We start from the raw sequence: 17,604 nt of genomic DNA, 5'->3' as shown, positions 1-17,604 counted from the left end.
ACGGGGGGCTGAGTGAAGTTCCGGATTCTCGGACCATTGGAAGTGCGCGCGAATCACCGGAAAGTGCAGTTGACCGGCGCTCGTCAGCAGACGGTGCTCGCCATGCTCCTTCTCAACGCGAACCAAAGCGTCATGCTCGGGGACCTCGTGGACGCCGTTTGGGACGATCCGCCCCGTACGGCCGAGAAACAGATCCGCAACACGGTCTCCACGCTGCGCGCAATTCTCCGGTCGGCGGGTGTGACCACCCTTTCCACCGCCGTCAGGGGCGGCGGCTACCGCCTCGACTGCCCCGACGAGCAGTTGGACCTGGCGATGTTCGTCAACTCGCTGGCCAACGCACGCCACCACGCGGACGCCGGGCAACTGGCCGACGCGGTCGCCGAGTACCGGGCCGGTCTCGCCCTGTGGCGCGGACCGGCACTGGCCGGTCTGGACATCTCGGCGCTGCAACCGCAGACATCGAGGCTGGAGGAGCAGCGCCTCACCGCGCTGGAGGAGTGCATAGACCTCGAACTCGCCCAGGGCCACCACCAGGCGGTGGTGGCCGAACTGACCGACACCCTCAGCGCGCATCCGCTGCGGGAACGGCTCGCCGGCCAGCTCATGCTCACGCTGTACCTGTCCGGCCGCCAGGCCCACGCGCTCACGGTGTACGAGTCGACCCGGCTGCAGTTCGCGGACTCGCTCGGCATCGAACCCGCCCCGGAATTGCGCCAGCTGCGGCAGCGCATCCTCACCAACGACGTGTCCCTGGGCTGCCCCAGGGCCTTCGCGGACGTCCAGCCCACCAGGTCCAACCTGCCCAAGGACATCAGCCATTTCACCGGCCGGGAACAGGAACTGCGCACACTCGTCGACAAGATGACCGCGCACCGCGACCGGTCCGCGCCGAACACCGTGACGCTCGCCGCCATCGACGGCATGGCCGGTGTGGGCAAGACCTCGCTCGCGGTGCACCTGGCGCACCGCATGGCGGACAGCTACCCCGACGCACAGCTGTACCTGGATCTGCACGGGCACACACAGGGGCAGCCGCCGCTGCATCCGGGTGCCGCGCTGGAGAAACTGCTGCGCTTCGACACCGACAGGAACCACATCCCCGAAGACCTGGAGGAGCGGGCCGCCCTGTGGCGGGCCCGGCTCACCGGCATGCGCGCGATCGTCGTCCTGGACAACGCGGCGAGCACCGCGCAGATCCGGCCGCTGCTGCCGGGTACGGGCGACTGCCTCATCCTGGTCACCAGCCGCAATCGGCTCATCGACCTGGACGCCGCTGCTGTGCTCTCCCTGGACACACTGTCCCCGGCCGACGCGGAGCGGCTGCTCGACCGGGTCGTGGGCGGCGGGCGGGTGGCCAACGAGCCGAAAGCCGTGGGCGAGCTGCTGAGGATGTGCGGGCACCTGCCGCTGGCCGTGCATATCGCGGCGGCCAGGCTGCGCCACCGGCCGGCCTGGACCATCGTCCATCTGACGTCCCGGCTGCGCGGCTGCCGGCGGCGGCTGGCCGAGCTGCAGACCGCGGAGAGCAGTGTCGCCGCCGTCTTCGACCTGTCGTACCAGCAGGTCCTCCCTCCCCACCAGCACCTGTTCCGATTACTGGGTGCGCTGCCGGGCACCGACTTCGACTCGTACGCCGCGGCTGCGATCGCCGGGATCGACCGGCAGAGCGCGGACAGCATCCTGGAGGCACTGCTCGACGTCCACCTGGTGCAGCAGTCGAGCGAGGACCGCTACCGGTTGCACGACCTGCTCCAGGCCTACGCCGTGCGCCTGGTGGAGACCGAGGTGCCGCAGGCCGAGCGGGACGCGGCCCTGACCCGGCTGTTCGACCATTACCTGCGGACCGCGGCGGCCGCCATGGACATCATCGCGCCGCACTGGCAGCCCGACCGCTGCGCGCCCCGCCCCAGCCGCTCGTGCCCCTCACTGGCCACCCACGACCAGGCCATCGACTGGCTGGAGGCGGAGTGGCCGAACCTGCTGGCCGCCGCGGAGAAGGCCGGGCGGGACTGGCCGGGACACAGCGCCGAACTGTTCTCGGTGCTCCGCCACTACCTGTACATCCGCGGCCAGCACGACGAGGCACTCTCGCTGCACAGCCGGGTCCTCGCCCTGGCCAGTGACAGTGACGACCAGAAGACGGAGAACCACGCACGCTACGGCCTGGGCCTGGCCAACCAGCGGCTCGGCCACTACGATACCGCGCTCACCCACTTCCGCCAGGCCCTCGACCTGGCCCGCGACACCGGTGACCACCTGACCCAAGGCCGCTCGCTCAGCAACATGGGCCTGGTGTTCCACCGGCTCGGCCGCTACGAAGCCGCACTCACCTACTTCGGCCAGGCCCTCGACCTGGCCCGCGACACCGGCACACCGAGCGCGGAGTGCTACGCCCTTTGCAGCCTGGGCCTGGTGCACGAACGCCTCGGCCACTACGACACCGCACTCACCCACCTGCGGCACGCCCTGGCCATCGCCCAGCGCATCGACGACCGCGACGTCGAGGGCTACGCGCTGAGCAACCTCGGCCGGACGCAACGCTATTCGGGCCACTACCAGCAGGCGTGCGACGACCTCCACCGGGCGCTGGCGCTCGCCCGGGAGACCAGTACGCGTGATCTGGAGGGTCATGCCCTGTGCGGGCTGGGTCTGGTGCATGAACGTATGCGGGATTACGACGTCGCGCTCACGTATTTCCGTCAGGCGCTGGACCTTGCCCGGGAGACCAGTACGCGTGATCTGGAGGGTCATGCCCTGTGCGGGCTGGGTCTGGTGCATGAACGTATGCGGGATTACGACGTCGCGCTCACGTATTTCCGTCAGGCGCTGGACCTTGCCCGGGAGACCAGTACGCGTGATCTGGAAGGCCAAGCCCTGTGCGGGCTGGGTCTGGTACATGAACGTAAGCGGGATTACGACGCCGCGCTCACCTTTTTCCACCAGGCGCTGGACCTTGCCCGCGAGACCGGCACCCGCGATCTCGAAGGGCACGCCCTGTGCGGCCTCGGCGGCGTGGCCCGGCTGCGGGGCAATCCGGCCGAGGCGGTCGACCTGCACGCGCACGCACTGGCCATCAGCGCGGAGACCGGCGACGTGTACCGCCGGCGAGAGGCGCACCTGGGCCTCGCCGCCGACCACTGGGCGCTCGGCGAGCCGGACACCGCGCGAAAGCACGAGCGGCTGGCCGAGCAGCACCAGTGGCACACCGGGGATTCCGCGGTGCCCGGACTGAGCCGGACCGCCGCTACTGTGGGCGGACCGACAGGCTGTGACGGAAGACGTCAAGGGGGTCCCGCGCTGCCTTGATCTGCTGGAGCCGGGCGTAGTTGTCCTTGTAGTAGATCGTCGACCAGGGGGCGGACGAGGTGTTCCAGGCGGGGTCCGCGAGGTCCACGTCGGGCCAGTTGACGTAGGTCCCGTCGGTGACGGTGTTGGGCACCGGCACGCCGCCGGTGTCCGCGTAGACGTCCCGGTACATCTCACGGACCCACTGCAACTGCCTCGCCTCCTCACCCGCGTCGGCCCAGTAGTTGACGAACGAGGCGAGCAGCACCGAGTCCCGGTGCGACACCGCCGTCGTGGTCGAGGAGAACGAGTTGACCTTCCCGCCGAACGAGAAGAGGGCCATGATGCCGGCGGCGTAGGAGTAGTCGTCGCTGGTCAGATACTTGTAGGCGGTGCGCAGTTGATCCGGTGTGTAGCCCTTCTTGTGGTAGGCACCCTTGGTCTTCGACCGCAGCAGCAGGCTGGGGATGCCGAACGTGTCCCCCACCTCGGACGCGGCTGTGGTCGTCGTGTAGAGCCACGGCAGGTTGCCCGTGGTGTTCGCGGCCGGAACCGGACCGACATTGAGGGTCATCGCGGCGGCGAAGTCCTTCAGCAACTGCTGGGTACCGGACACGGTGGGGTCGACCTGGGCACTGATGGCCAGGCCGCCCTTGCCCTTGCGGGTGGCCACCAACGCGGCCCACAGCCGGTTGGCGGCGGCGCCCGGGGCGCTGTTCTGCTCGTGCCAGGTGGCGAAGTTGGTGGCGATCGTGGTGAAGTCCGCGGCGTCCAGCTGGTCCCAGGTCCAGCTCAGGGAGGAGACCATGATGGCGCCGGGGCTGCTGGGCAGCAGCTTGGTGGGGTCCGTGCCGGTCGCGCCCGGCGAACGCAGCCAGAACCGGGTGACGATGCCGATGTTCCCGCCGCCGCCGCCGGCGTGGGCCCACCACAGGTCCCGGTTCGAGTCCTTCGTGTCGGAGGTGGCGATCACGGCCCGGGCCTTGCCGTCGGCGCCGACCACGACGACCTCGACGGCGTACAGGTTGTCCGCGACCAGACCGTACTGACGGGACAGGACACCGTAGCCGCCACCGGTTATGTGACCGCCGACCCCGACGGTCGGGCAGGAGCCGCCCGGGATCGTCACGCCCCAGCCGAGGTCGAGGGTGCGGTAGACCTGCGAGAGGATCGCCCCGCCCTCGACCGCGAAGGCGTTCATGTCCGTGTCGAAGTACACCGAACGCATCTCGGACAGGTCGATGACCACGTTGACGTCCGGGTCGTCGACGAAGTTCTCCAGGCAGTGCCCTCCACCGCGTACGGTGACTCTCTTCTTGGCCGCCACCGCCTCGTTGACGGCCTGCACGACCTGGCTCGTGGTGCCGACGAGCCGCACGCTCTCGGGCCGCCCGGTGAACCGGCGGTTGTATCCCCGCAGCAGCAGATCCTGATACCGCCGATCGCCCGGCACCACATTGACCGGCCCGAACACCGCACCGGTGGCCGTCGACGTCTCGTCCGCCGCCACGGCCGCCGGGGCCGGGCCGGCCAGCGCGATCCCGCCACCGGCGACGACGTCGGCCGTTGCGATACCGAGTCCGGCGAGCGTAAAACGTCTGCGCGACAACGCAGCCATGAAATCCCCCTTGTGCCGACCACTGGTTTCGACGACACCCCGTGGTGTCGGAGGCTTATTCGCCCTCTGTTCGGCCGGACAAGGGTATCCGGGAGTGGCTCATGTTCGACCCCCCTAAAAACCCCCTATGCCACCACCGCGGACAGGCTGAACCGGAACAGCTGACTACGATAAATCTCCACCCTGTACAGAGAGTTGGAGGACATGGCCACTTACGTCATCGCGGCGCTCTGCAACGTGCGCGCCGACGCGGAGCGTGAATTCAACGAGTGGTACGAGACCGAGCACATTCCGGAGCTGCTCGGTCTGCCGGGTTTCCTTTCGGTCAAACGCATGGTGCTCAATGACGTGCAGATCAGTACCGACGACAGTCACTCACAGGACCACTTCCGGCACCTGGCCCTGATCGATTTCGAGACCGACGACCTCGCCGCCACGCTGGCCGCCGTGCGGAACCTGAACGGTGCTCAGGCGGCGAAATTCCTGATACCGGGCCAGGTGATGACCTCGCTGTACCGGGACCCGGTCGTGCGTAGCGCGCCCTGACCGGACGCTCCGGCGGACCGCGGGCGACAGAGCGCGGTGTTCACCGGGCCACGGCATCGGTGCGGACCCGCGGGCGGTCCGGCATCCTGCCCCCGGCGACCGCGGCCATCGCCAGTCGGCCGTCGTCCGGCGACGCCTCCCCGGTGAGCACCGCGTCGGCCAGCGCGAGGATTCCGGCACGCACCTGCGCCAGACTCATGCCCGCCGTGTCGACGAGCATGTCGACCATGTCCGCGCGGGGAATGTTCAGCAGGACATGCGCCATGAACCGGGCATCGATGTCCGGCCGGGCCGCCCGGATCGCGTCGGTGAGCCGGTCCTGCCAAGTGGTGTACCGCTCCATGCCGGCGGCGCCGACACAACCGTCCATCGCGCGCAGCAGGGGCCGCCCGGGCACCACGACCATGTCGAACAACTCGCTCACGAAGCACAGGACGCGCTCGCGCGCGGGTACCTCCGGGTCGGCGAGCCGCTCCAGCGCGCCCGGCTCCCACTCCTCGGTGAGCTGCTGGAACAGGGCGGCGATCAACCCCTTGCGGTCGCCGAAACGCCGGAAGAGCGTGGCCTTGCCGACACCGGCCGCCTCGGCGATGTGGTCCATCGAGACGTAGTCGACACCACTCTCGGAGATCAGCCGACGCGCCGTCAGCAGGATGGTACGGCGGTTCCGCGCGGCGTCCGCCCGCTCCCTGCCTCCCATGATGATCACCCCTTGACATATCAGGAACCCACGCCTGTACCCTAAGGCAACCGTAAACGGACCGACAGTACGCTTACGGTCGCCAGGCCCCGCCACCTCAAGGAGACAGTAGATGCGGTCTGTTCGATTTCACGACTACGGGCCCCCGGAGGTCCTGCAGGTCGACGAGGTACCCGATCCGGCGCCGGGCCAGGGCGAATTACTGATCCGTGTCACTGGAGCCGGAATCAGTTACTCCGAGGTCCAGATCCGTTCCGGTCTGATGCGGCAGTTCGACTGGTTCCCGGACCCGCCCATGCCGAACGCGCCGGGCTTCGAGGTCGCCGGGCAGGTCATCGGGGTCGGCGCCGAGGTGGGCGACGAGTGGATCGGCCGCACCGTCGTGGGCCCGACCGCGACGGGCGGTGGCTACTCCGAACTGGCCGTCATGCCGGCCGCGGCGGCCAACCCGGTGCCGGACGGGCTGGACAGCCAGACCGCGCTGGCGCTGCTGAGTCAGGGCGTCGTCGCCGTCGGCGTGGCGGAGGTGGCCAACATCCGTCCGAAGGACGTGGTCCTGGTGACGGCCGCGGCGGGCGGTGTCGGCAGCCTGCTGGTGCAGTTGGCCAAGCGGGCCGGCGCCGAGGTGATCGCGCTGGCGAGCGGTGAGCGCAAGCTCGCCCTGGCCAAGGAACTCGGTGCGGACCACGTCCTCGACTACACCGTGGAGGGCTGGGACGCGCAGGTCCGCGAGATCGCGAGCGCCGGCGTGCAGGTCGCCTTCGAGTCCAGCGGTGGCGAGGTCTCCCGCAAGGTCTTCGACCTGCTGGCCTTCGGCTTCGGCCGGATGGTCGTCTACGGCACGGCCAGTGGCGCGGTGCCGGAGTTCGACCCGGAGAGCCTCTACACCCGCGGGGTGACCGTCTCCGGATTCGGACCCCGTCTCTTCATCGAGCCCGAATACGGTGTCCGGCTGCGCAAGGAAGCCTTCGACCTCGCCCTGGCGGGCGAGCTGAAGCCCGTCATCGGCCAGGTGCTGCCGCTGGCCGAGGCCGCTGCCGCCCACCGGGCGTTCGAGGAGCGCTCGACGGTGGGCAAGGTCATTCTGGTCCCGTAGTCCGGGCGACCTACAGAAGGGTCCGGGGTTCGACTGTGCGTGACTCCACGGTGATCATTGTCGGCGCGAGCAGCGGCTTCGGGTTCGGCCTCGCGCAAGAACTCGCCGCATCCGGCTGCACGGTGATCGCCGGTGCGCGTTCCGCATGCGAGATCGGCGAAGGGGTGCACTATCACCAGGTCGATGTGACCTCGGACGAAAGTGTCACCGACTTCTTCGCCTTCGCACAGTCCCTCTCACCCGCTCCGGACGGCTTCGTGTACAGCGCGGGTGAGGCCTCGGCCATCGGATACGGCTGGGACGTGCCGGTCGACGAGGTCCAGCGGGTCCTGGACGTCGCCTTCACGGGCTTCGTCCGATGTGTCCGGCACGTGGTCCCCGGCATGCGCGCCGCAGGCCGGGGCAGCGTGCTGGCCATCGGATCGCACAGCGCCCGGGAGCCCGTTGACATGCTCGGCGCCTACTCCTCGGCCAAGGCGGCGGTGGAGCAGTTCGTCCGCTGCCTGGCCAGGGAACTGACCGGAACGGGCGTCCGGGCGAACTCCCTGGGAATCGTCGCGGAGACCGCGCTCGCCCGGGGGTTCTTCGCCCGCAAGCAGGCCCTGCTGGGCAAGGAGGCGCCCTATCCCAGACTTCCCGAGGTCAGGGACAACCTGCCCATGGCGCAGTTCCTGCTCTCTCCCGCCTCGGGCAGTGTGTCCGGTCAGGTCCTGGATGCCGTGCCCCCCACCTGGTGAGGGGTCAGTGCCTGGAGGCAGCCTTGGCGGTACAGGAAAATCGTGCGGTGCCGACCGGCGCGACAGGTACCGGACCGGGGCGCGACAGGAAACTCGCGATCGGTCTCCTCGGTTCGCTGGCGGTGGGTACGCCGGCGCCGTGCGAGGTACCGAAAGCGTCCAAGGTACGCACCGTACTGGCCATGCTGGTGGTCAACGCGGACCGGCTCGTCACCGTCTCCGCGCTCACCTGCGAGCTGTGGGGCGGCAACCAGCCGGGCTGCGGACCCGCCACGGTGCAGACCTACGTGTTCAACCTGCGGCAGTACCTCGCCTCGGTCACCGGCCTGTCCAGGGAGCTGGTGGCGCGGGACATCCTGGTGACCGTCAGCGGCGGATATCAGCTGCGCTCGGAGCCGCTCCGGCTCGACTTCCTCGACTACCAGCGGCTGGTGGGCCTGTCCCGTGACGCGCTGGCCGGCGGTGACGACCGGCTGACGGTCCGGCTCCTGGACGAGGCGCTGGCCCTCTGGCGCGGTGACGCCCTGGCGGACGTCGCCGTGGGAACGGTTCTGGAGGCCAGGCGCCGGCAGTACGAGGAGTCCCGGCTGATCGCCGTCGAGTACCGGGCGGAGGCGCAGCTCCGGCTCGGACTGCACCGGGAGGCGATGGCCGAACTGGCCGGCCTCACGGTGAGCAACCCCCTGCACGAAGGGCTGCACTCCCTTTACATGCAGGCGCTCTACCTCAGCGGCCGGCGCGCACAGGCACTCCAGGTCTTCCGCGGGCTGAGGTCCAAGCTGGTCGCCGCAGTGGGCATCGAGCCCGGCCCGCCGCTCCAGCGCCTCCAGCACGCGATCCTGGCCGCCGACCCCGGACTGGAGACGGCCTTGCGGCTCGCCGCAGCCGACGACGAGGTCCGCCTCGGCCGTCGCTGACGCGCGCCACCGGTCCACCTCACCGAGAAGCCCGCCCGAAAGGCGAAGACTGGCGATGGACAAGGCATCCTCTCTGTATCTGGACCTCATGAAGAAAGTGCTGACCAACGTCATCTACGAAGATCCGCCGATGACGTCGGTCTGGCACAGTGAGTCCGGATACGACCTGGACCGGCGGGCGGTCGGCAGGGACTGGCCCACCGTGGCGCACACGATGATCGGGCTGAAGCGGCTGGACAACCTGCAGGACTGCGCGGAGCGGGTCCTGGCCGGCGGGGTGCCCGGCGACTTCGTGGAGACCGGGGTGTGGCGCGGCGGCGCGTGCATCTTCATGCGCTCCGTGCTCGCCGCCCGCGAGGCGCGGGACCGGACGGTGTGGGTCGTCGACTCCTTCCAGGGCATGCCGGAGACCACGGAGGACACCCATCCCGAGGACAAGAACCTGGCCCTGCACGAGTCCAACGCGATGCTGGCCGTCTCGCTGGAGCAGGTCAAGGAGAACTTCGCCCGCTACGGGCTGCTCGACGAGCAGGTCAGATTCCTGCCCGGCTGGTTCCGGGACACCCTGCCGGACATACCGGTCGACAAGATCGCGCTGCTCCGGCTGGACGGCGACCTGTACGAGTCGACCACGGACGCGCTGACCCACCTCTACCCGAAGCTCTCGGCCGGCGGGTACGTCATCGTGGACGACTACTTCCACCCGGGCTGCCGGGCGGCGGTCCACGAGTACCGCGCCGCGTTCGGCATCGAGGACGAGATCGTCGACATCGACGGCATGGCCGCCTTCTGGCGGCGTGCCGCATAACGGGCGCCCCGCCCGCGGCACGGTCACCGTACCGGGGCGCTGTGTTCCCGGGTCAGCCGTTCCAGGGCCGGGACCACTTCGGCCGGGCTCGGCGCGCCGGCCATCTCGGCCCGGAGTTCTTCGGCGCCGTGCCCGAACGACGGACGGTCCAGGACGTCGCGCAGGGCCGCACGCAGGCCCCGCGCGGTCAACGCGTCCGGGCGGATGCGCAGCCCGCCGCCCAACGCCTCCACCCGCTGGGCCCGGAAGACGTTGTCCCACACCCACGGCACCACGACCTGCGGCACACCGTGCGCCGCCGCGGTCGCCCAGGTGCCGGCGCCACCGTGGTGCACGATCGCCGAGCAGGTGGGCAGGAGCACGTTCAGCGGGACGAAGTCCACGGCCCGGACGTTCGCGGGCAGCCGCCGTCCGGCGGCCAGTTGCGCGGAGTTCAGCGTGGCCACCACCTCGACGTCGAGGTCGGCGAAGGAGTCGAGTATCTCGGCCGTGTCCATCGGCGGCCCGTCGCCGCCGCTCCGCGCGGAGATACCGAGCGTCAGACAGACGCGTGGGCGCTCGGGCGGCCGGCGCAGCCAGTGCGGCACCACGGCCGGACCGTTGTAGGGGACGTACCGCACGGGCACCGTACGCACTCCGGTCGGCAACCGCACGCTGGGCGGCATCTGGTCGATGCTCCACTGGCCGACGACGCACTCGTCGTCGAAGGGCAGGCCGAACCGGGCCGAGGTCCGGGTCAGCCACGCGGCGAGTTGGTCCTCGTGCTGTCCGGCGGGAAGCTGAGTGCTCCTGCGGAGGAATGCCTGCCGCAGGTGGACGAGCATGTCGGGGCCCCACAGCAGCCGCGCGTGCGCGGCTCCCGCCGCCCGTGCGGCGATCGCTCCGGCGAAGCTGAACGGCTCCCAGATGACCAGGTCCGGCCGCCACGCGGTGGCGAAGGCGACCAGGTCGTCGATCATGGAGTCGTTGTTGACCCTGCTGTGGAACACGGAGGTGAGCACGGCGTCGGTGCTGCGCAGGAATTCCCAGTCCAGCGTGTCCGCGTCGGCGCCGAAGCGTTCGGTGTGCTCGGGGTGGGCGAACACCGTGAGGCTCTTCCGCAGTACGTCGTCTTCCTGGTAGTCCGATCCGCACGGCACCGCGGTCAGCCCGGCGCCGGTGACACTGCCGGTCAGCGCCGGCTGGCTGGCGACGCGCACCTCGTGCCCCGCGGCGCGCAGTGCCCAGGCCAGCGGGACCGTCCCGAAGAAATGGGCGTCCAAGGCGAAGGTCGCGATCACGATGCGCACTGCTTCCGTCCTTCCGTCCTGCTGTCCGGCGGCCGGGCGAACAGCCGTTTTCAGGGTCGGATATTCCCGTTCGGGAGAACACGGTCGACGTACGTGTGCCGCCTCACTATAGAAGTGGCGGACGGCGGATGCCACGGACCGGAGCGAGGCTGAAGCGGGACCTGAGCGATACCCAAGTCATACCGAAAGGGCGGGCGTTAATGTCGGTGACGAGTGCACAGTGGCAGACCCCTTGTTTTGTGCTGTCGAAGGAGAGCGACTGATGTCCATCCGTGCGCGCCAGGACGCGGCCGAAGCCCTCATCAGCGTGGCCGACGGAGCGGACGTGCTCCGGCCCGACCGGCTCGTCGCCTTCGGCCCGGACCGTGCGGCGCAGACGGTGCTGGCCGAAGTCGCCCGCCGGGCGGAGCTGTTCCCGGGCCCCGGCCGGCCGACGACCGTGCAGCTCGACCTCGGGCTCGGCGAACACCGGCTGGGCTACCGGTTCGTCACCGGACCCGGCTCCGTCGAGGTCCTGCGGGGGTGGTCGGACGACGCCCTGGTGGTGCTCCGGCAGGACCTCGCCGAACTGGTCGGAGCGGTCTTCGGGCCGGCCGGACGGTACACGGCGACCCGGGAGATCCGTACCAAGGACCCCGACAGTCCGCCGAGCATGGCCGCGGACGATCCGGCGGCCGTGCGGCACGCGTGTGCGGTCGCGGCCTCGCACCAGGTGACGGCGGCATTGGGGCAACGGCCGTGGGATCTCACCGGACTCGCGGTGCGGTTCGGTTCCGACAAATGGGGAAGCCACTGGTACACGGAGCACTACGACCGGTATTTCGCCCCGCTGCGCGACAGCCGGGTGAAACTGCTGGAAATCGGTATCGGCGGCTACCGGGAACCGGGCCAGGGCGGCGCCTCCCTGCGGATGTGGACGCACTATTTCCGGCGCGGAATCGTGCACGGCCTCGACGTCTACGACAAGAGCGGGATCGACGAACCACGGCTTCGGACGCACCGCGGCGACCAGGGCGATGCCGCCTTCCTGGACCGGCTGGCCAAGGAGGCCGGACCGTTCGACATCGTCATCGACGACGGCAGCCACCTCAACGAGCACGTCATCACGTCTTTCGGCGCGCTCTTCTCCCATGTACGGCCCGGTGGGCTGTACGTCATCGAGGACATCCAGACGGCGTACTGGCCGGGATGGGGCGGCGCCGACGGCACCGCCCCGACCGCGGCCGGAACCTCCATGGGACTGGTCAAGACCCTGATCGACGGGCTGCACCACCAGGAGCGGACGGGTGGCAGCGGATCACCGTCGGCCACCGACCTCACCGTGACCGCCGTCCATGTGCACCACAACCTCGTGGTCATCGAGAAGGGCGTCAACACCGAACAGGGCGCTCCCGGTTGGATTCCGCGCGACACCGACCCCCGGACCTGGCTGCAGCCCGACGAGTGAGGGTCTACGGCCGACGCGCCGCGACCAGACAGCCCGTTCCCCGACAGACCTGGTGCCGGACGGCCCGGACAAGCTCCGCGGCCACCGGCACCTTCGCCGTCTCCGCCCCCGGCCCGCATCCCACCGCCAAAGGAATGACGAACCCGCGCGTTCGAAATCACGCACCCGGCGATTTTCCTGAATTCTCCCGGCCTGTTTCCGCATAAAGAGACACCCCTCCCGTAGGGGTTTCTTAGGGGGACGTCGCAGAGGCTTCATGACCTAGCATCGCTACCTGGGTGACCTGTGCGCTGTCTTTGTCCCGGATGAATTGACGGTGGGAGATCCATGAGCGACTCCGTTGGTGATGTCGAAACAGTAGACGGTGCCATTGCCGTTATCGGTATGGCCTGTCGTTTCCCTGGTGCGAATGGCGTTGAGGATTTCTGGCGGCTGTTGAGCACCGGCACCGATGCGGTCACCCCCGCCCCCGCCGGACGTCCGGGAACGACGGCCACCCCGGCACGGGGCACGGCACGGGCCGGCTTCCTCGACAGCGTCGACCAGTTCGACGCCGCGTTCTTCGGGATGACCGCGCAGGAGGCCGATGCGGCCGATCCGCAGCAGCGCCTCATCCTCGAACTCGGCTGGGAGGCACTGGAGAGCGGTGGCATCCCGCCGTCGGACACCGGCCGCCTCGGCGTGTTCGTCGGCGCGATCTGGGACGACTACGCCGAGCTGAGCAAGCGCGGCGGCCCCGGCGGCTACAGCAGGCACACCGCCACCGGCACCCATCGCAGCGTCATCGCCAACCGGCTCTCCCACTTCCTCGGCGCGGACGGCCCCAGCCTGGTCGTGGACACCGGCCAGTCCTCCTCCCTGGTCGCCGCGCACCTGGCCTGCGACAGCCTGCGGCGCGGCGAGTCCGAACTGGCCATCGCCGCCGGGGTCAACCTGCTGCTCGGCCCGGACAACTCGGCGCTGCTCGCGGAATGGGGAGCGCTGTCACCCGACGGCGTCTGCTACACCTTCGACGCCCGGGCCAACGGATTCGTCCGCGGCGAAGGCGCTGCCGCCGTCCTGCTGAAGCCACTGGCCGCGGCGATCGCCGACGGCGACACCATTCTCGCCACCATCCTCGGCAGCGCCGTCAACCACGGCGGCGAGGAGACCCTCGCCACCCCGAGCACGGACGCCCAGCGCACCGTACTCACCGCGGCCCACCAGGCGGCCGGCGTCGCCGCGCACGACATCCAGTACGTCGAACTGCACGGCACCGGCACACCCGTGGGCGATCCGGTGGAGGCCGCCGCGCTCGGCGCCGCACTGGGCGGCTCACGTCCTGCCGACGCCCCGCTGGTGGTCGGCTCCGTGAAGACGAACATCGGCCACCTCGAAGGGGCCGCCGGGATAGCCGGCCTGGTCAAGACCGTGCTCGCGGTACACCACCGGGCCATCCCGGCAACCCTGCACCACGAGGTACCCAACCCCGGCATCCCCCTCGAACGACTGCGCCTGGAAGTGGCGCGGGAACTGCGCCCGTGGCCCGACCCCGGCCGGCCCCTCACCGCGGGAGTCAGCTCCTTCGGCATGGGCGGCACCAACTGCCATCTGGTCCTGACGGAGGGACCCGGGCGGACCGAACACCCCCGAACCGCTCCCGCGATGCCGGCCGTCCCCTGGGTGGTGAGCGGCCACACCCCGGCGGCTCTCCGCGCCCAGGCGGACCGGCTCACGGCCCTGGCCGGCGCCGATCCCGTGGACGTCGGCCACTCCCTGGTCACGACCCGGGCCACGCACGCCCACCGGGCGGTCGTCGTCGGCACCGGGGCGGACGAACTGATCGCGGGCCTGAGCGACGTGGCCCGCACCGCGACGGCCGCGCTCGACGACCCGCGGCTGTGCATGGTCTTCACAGGCCAGGGCGCGCAGCGCGTCGGCATGGGACGTGAACTCCGCGCAGCCTACCCGGAGTTCGACCGGACCTTCGCGGAGGTGTGCGGCCACCTGGACCCGCTGCTCGGCGGCTCCCTGACGGAGACCATCGACTCCGGCGACGGGCTGGAGCAGACCGGCTGGACCCAGCCGGCCCTGTTCGCCGTCGAGGTCGCGCTGGCCAGACTGCTGGAATCCTGGGGCGTCCGACCGGACGCGGTGGTCGGCCACTCCGTCGGCGAGATCGCCGCCGCGCACCTGGCCGGGGTGCTCGAACTGCCCGACGCCTGCGCCCTGGTGGCGGCCCGCGCCCGGCTCATGCAGGCCCTGCCCACCGGGGGCGCGGCCATGGTCGCCGTCGAGGCCGCCGAGGACGAAGTCCGCACCCTGCTCGACGGCCGGACCGATGCCGTCGACATCGCCGCCGTCAACGGCCCGACCTCGGTCGTCCTGTCCGGCGTCGGCACCGCCGTGGACCGGATCGCCGGACAACTGCGCACCCGGGGCCGGCGGATCAAACGCCTCACCGTCAGCCACGCGTTCCACTCACCGCTGATGGACCCGATGCTGCCGGACTTCCGGCGCTTCGTGCAGGGCCTGTCGTTCCACGCGCCACGCCTGCCCATGATCTCCACGGTCACCGGGGCACCGGTCACCGCGGACGAGGTGGCCTCGCCGGAGTACTGGGTGCGCAACGTACGGCAGCCGGTGCGTTTCATGGACGCCGTCCGGCAGGCCGAGGCGACCGCGTTCCTGGAAGTCGGCCCGGACGCCGCCCTGACCGGCGCGATCGGCGACACCCTGCCGGACGTCCTCGCGCTCTGCGCGCTCCGCGCCGGCGAGGGCGAGGCGAAGCGGGTACTGACCTCCGTCGGCCGTCTCTTCGCCCACGGCGTCGACGTGACCTGGCCGCGACTTTTCGCGGGCACGGCCGCGCGCAGGGTCACGCTGCCCCCGTACGCGTTCCAGCGGGACCGGCACTGGCTCGGCATACCGCGCGCCGACGACCCGCTACAGGAGCCGTCCCGAGCCGCGGCGCTCCGGCAGACGTTCGCCGACCTGGCCGACCCCGGGGCGGCCGTCACCGACCTGGTCAGCCGGAACATCGCGGGCATCCTCGACACCGAAGCGGCGGATGTCGACCTGGACGCCACCTTCCGCGACCTCGGCCTCACCTCCGTGACCTCGGTCGAACTGCGCGACGCCCTGCTCACCGAGACCGGACTGCCGCTGCGCACCGGCATGGTGTTCGACCACCCGACGCCACGGCTGCTCGCCGAGCACGTGTACCGCTCACTCTTCGCCGTGCACACGGACGACACAGCGACCGTCCACACCCCGGCGGCGGTGACTGCCCAGGACGATCCGATCGCGATCGTCGGTATCGGCTGCCGGTTCCCCGGCGGGGTGTCCTCACCGGCCGAACTGTGGGACCTCCTGGCGGACGAGCGGGACGTCATCTCCTCCTTCCCGGCCGATCGCGGCTGGGACCCGGGCCCGGTGCGCCAGGGCGGGTTCCTGGGCGACGCCGCGTACTTCGACGCGGGCTTCTTCGGCATCTCGCCGCGCGAGGCGCTGGCGATGGACCCGCAGCAGCGCCAGCTGCTGGAGACGGCCTGGGAGGCGTTCGAGCACGCCGGCATCGACCCCCGCACCCTGCGTGGCAGCGCGACCGGGGTCTACATCGGCGCCACCGCCGAAGAGTACGGTCCCCGACGGCACGCGGCCCCCGACACCCTCAGCGGATTCCTGCTGACCGGCAGCTCGGCGAGTGTGATGTCCGGCCGTATCGCCTACTCGTTCGGCTTTACGGGTCCGGCGTTGACGGTGGACACGGCGTGTTCCTCGTCGTTGGTGGCGTTGCATGTGGCGGCGCAGGCGTTGCGCGGTGGTGAGTGCTCGCTGGGTGTGGTGGGTGGGGTGACGGTGATGTCGTCGCCGGGCACGTTCGTGGAGTTCTCGCGGCAGGGTGGGCTGGCTGTGGACGGCCGGTGCAAGTCGTTCTCGGCGGCGGCGGACGGTACGGGCTGGTCCGAGGGTGTGGGCGTGCTGCTGGTGGAGCGGTTGTCGGACGCCCGGCGCAACGGTCACCGGGTGTGGGGTGTGGTGCGTGGTTCGGCGGTGAATCAGGACGGTGCGTCGAACGGGTTGACGGCGCCGAACGGTCCGTCGCAGGAGCGGGTGATCCGGGGTGCGTTGGCGAGTGCGGGTCTGTCGGCCGCGGATGTGGACGCGGTGGAGGCACACGGCACGGGGACGAAGCTCGGTGACCCGATCGAGGCGCAGGCACTGCTGTCCACGTACGGCCAGGACCGGTTGGCGGGACGGCCGTTGTGGCTGGGGTCCATCAAGTCGAACATCGGGCACACCCAGGCGGCTGCCGGTATCGCCGGTGTGATCAAGATGGTCATGGCGATGCAGCGGGGGCGTCTGCCCAGGACTCTGCACGTTGATGCTCCGTCGCCGCATGTGGAGTGGTCTGCGGGTGCGGTGGAGCTGCTGACGGAGTCGCGGGAGTGGGTGGCGGATGGCCGGCCGCGTCGGGCCGGGGTGTCGTCGTTCGGGATCAGCGGGACGAACGCGCACGTGATCGTGGAAGAGGGAGACCCCGAGCCGGCTGCGGTCACGGCTGCGGAGGGTGTGTCGTTGCCGGTGGTTCCGTGGGTGGTGTCGGCGCGGAGTGCGGAGGCGCTGGAGGTGCAGGTGGAGCGGGTCGCCGCTCTTGCCTCGGGCGGCGACAGCCTGGTGGATGTGGGCTGGTCGTTGGTGTCTTCGCGGGCGGTGTTCGAGCATCGTGCGGTGCTGCTGGGCTCGGACCGGGTGGTGAAGGGTTCTGCTTCCGGTTCTGGTGTGGGGATTGTGTTCGGTGGTCAGGGTGGCCAGCGGGTCGGTATGGGGCGGGAGTTGTACGAGGCGTTCCCGGTGTTCCGGGAGGCGTTCGACGAGGTCGCGGCACAGCTGGATGTGCCGTTGGCCGAGGCGATCGTCTCGGGGGAGGGGCTGGGCCGTACGGGACTGGCTCAGCTGGCGTTGTTCGGGGTGGAGGTGGGCCTGTTCCGGCTGCTGGAGTCGTGGGGTGTGCGGCCGGACGTGCTGGTCGGTCACTCGGTGGGTGAGGTCGCTGCGGCCCATGTGGCAGGGGTGTTGAGTCTGGCGGATGCGTGTGTGCTGGTGTCGGCGCGGGCGCGGTTGATGGACGCGCTGCCGCCGGGCGGGGTGATGGTGGCCCTCGAGGCAGGCGAAG

General features: G+C 70.3%; 11 protein-coding genes. 8 read left to right on the top strand and 3 right to left on the bottom strand.

Features of this window, described 5'->3' with window-relative positions; translation table 11 throughout:
- Positions 1 to 12 precede the first annotated feature (12 nt).
- Complete coding sequence (locus ACY1JF_RS14280) at positions 13 to 3,309, top strand: AfsR/SARP family transcriptional regulator (protein ID WP_462705475.1); 3,297 nt, start codon at positions 13 to 15, stop codon at positions 3,307 to 3,309.
- Here the strand turns inward: ACY1JF_RS14280 and ACY1JF_RS14275 are convergent.
- Complete coding sequence (locus ACY1JF_RS14275) at positions 3,248 to 4,906, bottom strand: FAD-binding oxidoreductase (RefSeq protein WP_462705474.1); 1,659 nt, start codon at positions 4,904 to 4,906, stop codon at positions 3,248 to 3,250. The genes ACY1JF_RS14280 and ACY1JF_RS14275 overlap by 62 nt on opposite strands.
- A 204-nt stretch (positions 4,907 to 5,110) precedes the next feature.
- On the opposite strand from ACY1JF_RS14275, the gene ACY1JF_RS14270 reads away from it, so the two are divergent.
- Complete coding sequence (locus ACY1JF_RS14270; protein WP_462705473.1) at positions 5,111 to 5,452, top strand: hypothetical protein; 342 nt, start codon at positions 5,111 to 5,113, stop codon at positions 5,450 to 5,452.
- A 40-nt stretch (positions 5,453 to 5,492) separates the two neighbouring features.
- On the opposite strand, the gene ACY1JF_RS14265 is transcribed toward ACY1JF_RS14270, so the two are convergent.
- Positions 5,493 to 6,152: a TetR/AcrR family transcriptional regulator gene (locus ACY1JF_RS14265; RefSeq protein WP_462705472.1), complete on the bottom strand. Its 660-nt coding sequence runs from the start codon at positions 6,150 to 6,152 to the stop codon at positions 5,493 to 5,495.
- A 112-nt stretch (positions 6,153 to 6,264) separates the two neighbouring features.
- On the opposite strand from ACY1JF_RS14265, the gene ACY1JF_RS14260 reads away from it, so the two are divergent.
- The 4 genes from ACY1JF_RS14260 (at position 6,265) to ACY1JF_RS14245 (ending at position 9,710) form a co-directional block, all read left to right on the top strand.
- The gene (locus ACY1JF_RS14260; protein WP_462705471.1) at positions 6,265 to 7,248 is read left to right on the top strand and encodes a quinone oxidoreductase family protein; all 984 of its coding nucleotides are present in this window, start codon (positions 6,265 to 6,267) and stop codon (positions 7,246 to 7,248) included.
- Between the two features lie 50 nt (positions 7,249 to 7,298).
- A complete protein-coding gene (locus tag ACY1JF_RS14255; protein WP_462705470.1) occupies positions 7,299 to 7,985 on the top strand; it encodes an SDR family oxidoreductase in 687 nt (228 codons plus the stop codon).
- 182 nt (positions 7,986 to 8,167) lie between these two features.
- A complete protein-coding gene (locus tag ACY1JF_RS14250) occupies positions 8,168 to 8,902 on the top strand; it encodes an AfsR/SARP family transcriptional regulator (protein ID WP_462705469.1) in 735 nt (244 codons plus the stop codon).
- A 55-nt stretch (positions 8,903 to 8,957) separates the two neighbouring features.
- Entirely contained in the window at positions 8,958 to 9,710 is a 753-nt protein-coding gene (locus ACY1JF_RS14245) for a TylF/MycF family methyltransferase (protein WP_462705468.1), read from the top strand.
- A gap of 23 nt (positions 9,711 to 9,733) precedes the next feature.
- Here the strand turns inward: ACY1JF_RS14245 and ACY1JF_RS14240 are convergent, their stop codons facing one another.
- Positions 9,734 to 10,999 carry an activator-dependent family glycosyltransferase gene (locus tag ACY1JF_RS14240; RefSeq protein WP_462705467.1) on the bottom strand — a complete coding sequence of 422 codons (1,266 nt, stop codon included), beginning with the start codon at positions 10,997 to 10,999 and terminating at the stop codon, positions 9,734 to 9,736.
- Positions 11,000 to 11,261: 262 nt separating this feature from the next.
- On the opposite strand from ACY1JF_RS14240, the gene ACY1JF_RS14235 reads away from it, so the two are divergent.
- Both ACY1JF_RS14235 and ACY1JF_RS14230 read left to right on the top strand, forming a co-directional pair.
- Positions 11,262 to 12,446 (top strand): hypothetical protein, encoded by a 1,185-nt coding sequence (locus ACY1JF_RS14235; protein ID WP_462705466.1) that lies wholly within the window; start codon positions 11,262 to 11,264, stop codon positions 12,444 to 12,446.
- A 327-nt stretch (positions 12,447 to 12,773) separates the two neighbouring features.
- Positions 12,774 to 17,604, top strand: a 4,831-nt coding sequence (locus tag ACY1JF_RS14230; protein WP_462705465.1) for a beta-ketoacyl synthase N-terminal-like domain-containing protein, incomplete at its 3' end; no start/stop codon positions are given.

Source organism: Streptomyces sp. SYSU D01066-1 (assembly GCF_054956795.1).
Note: the sequence above shows the minus strand (reverse complement) of the source record. Positions and strands in the feature narration are given on the sequence as shown.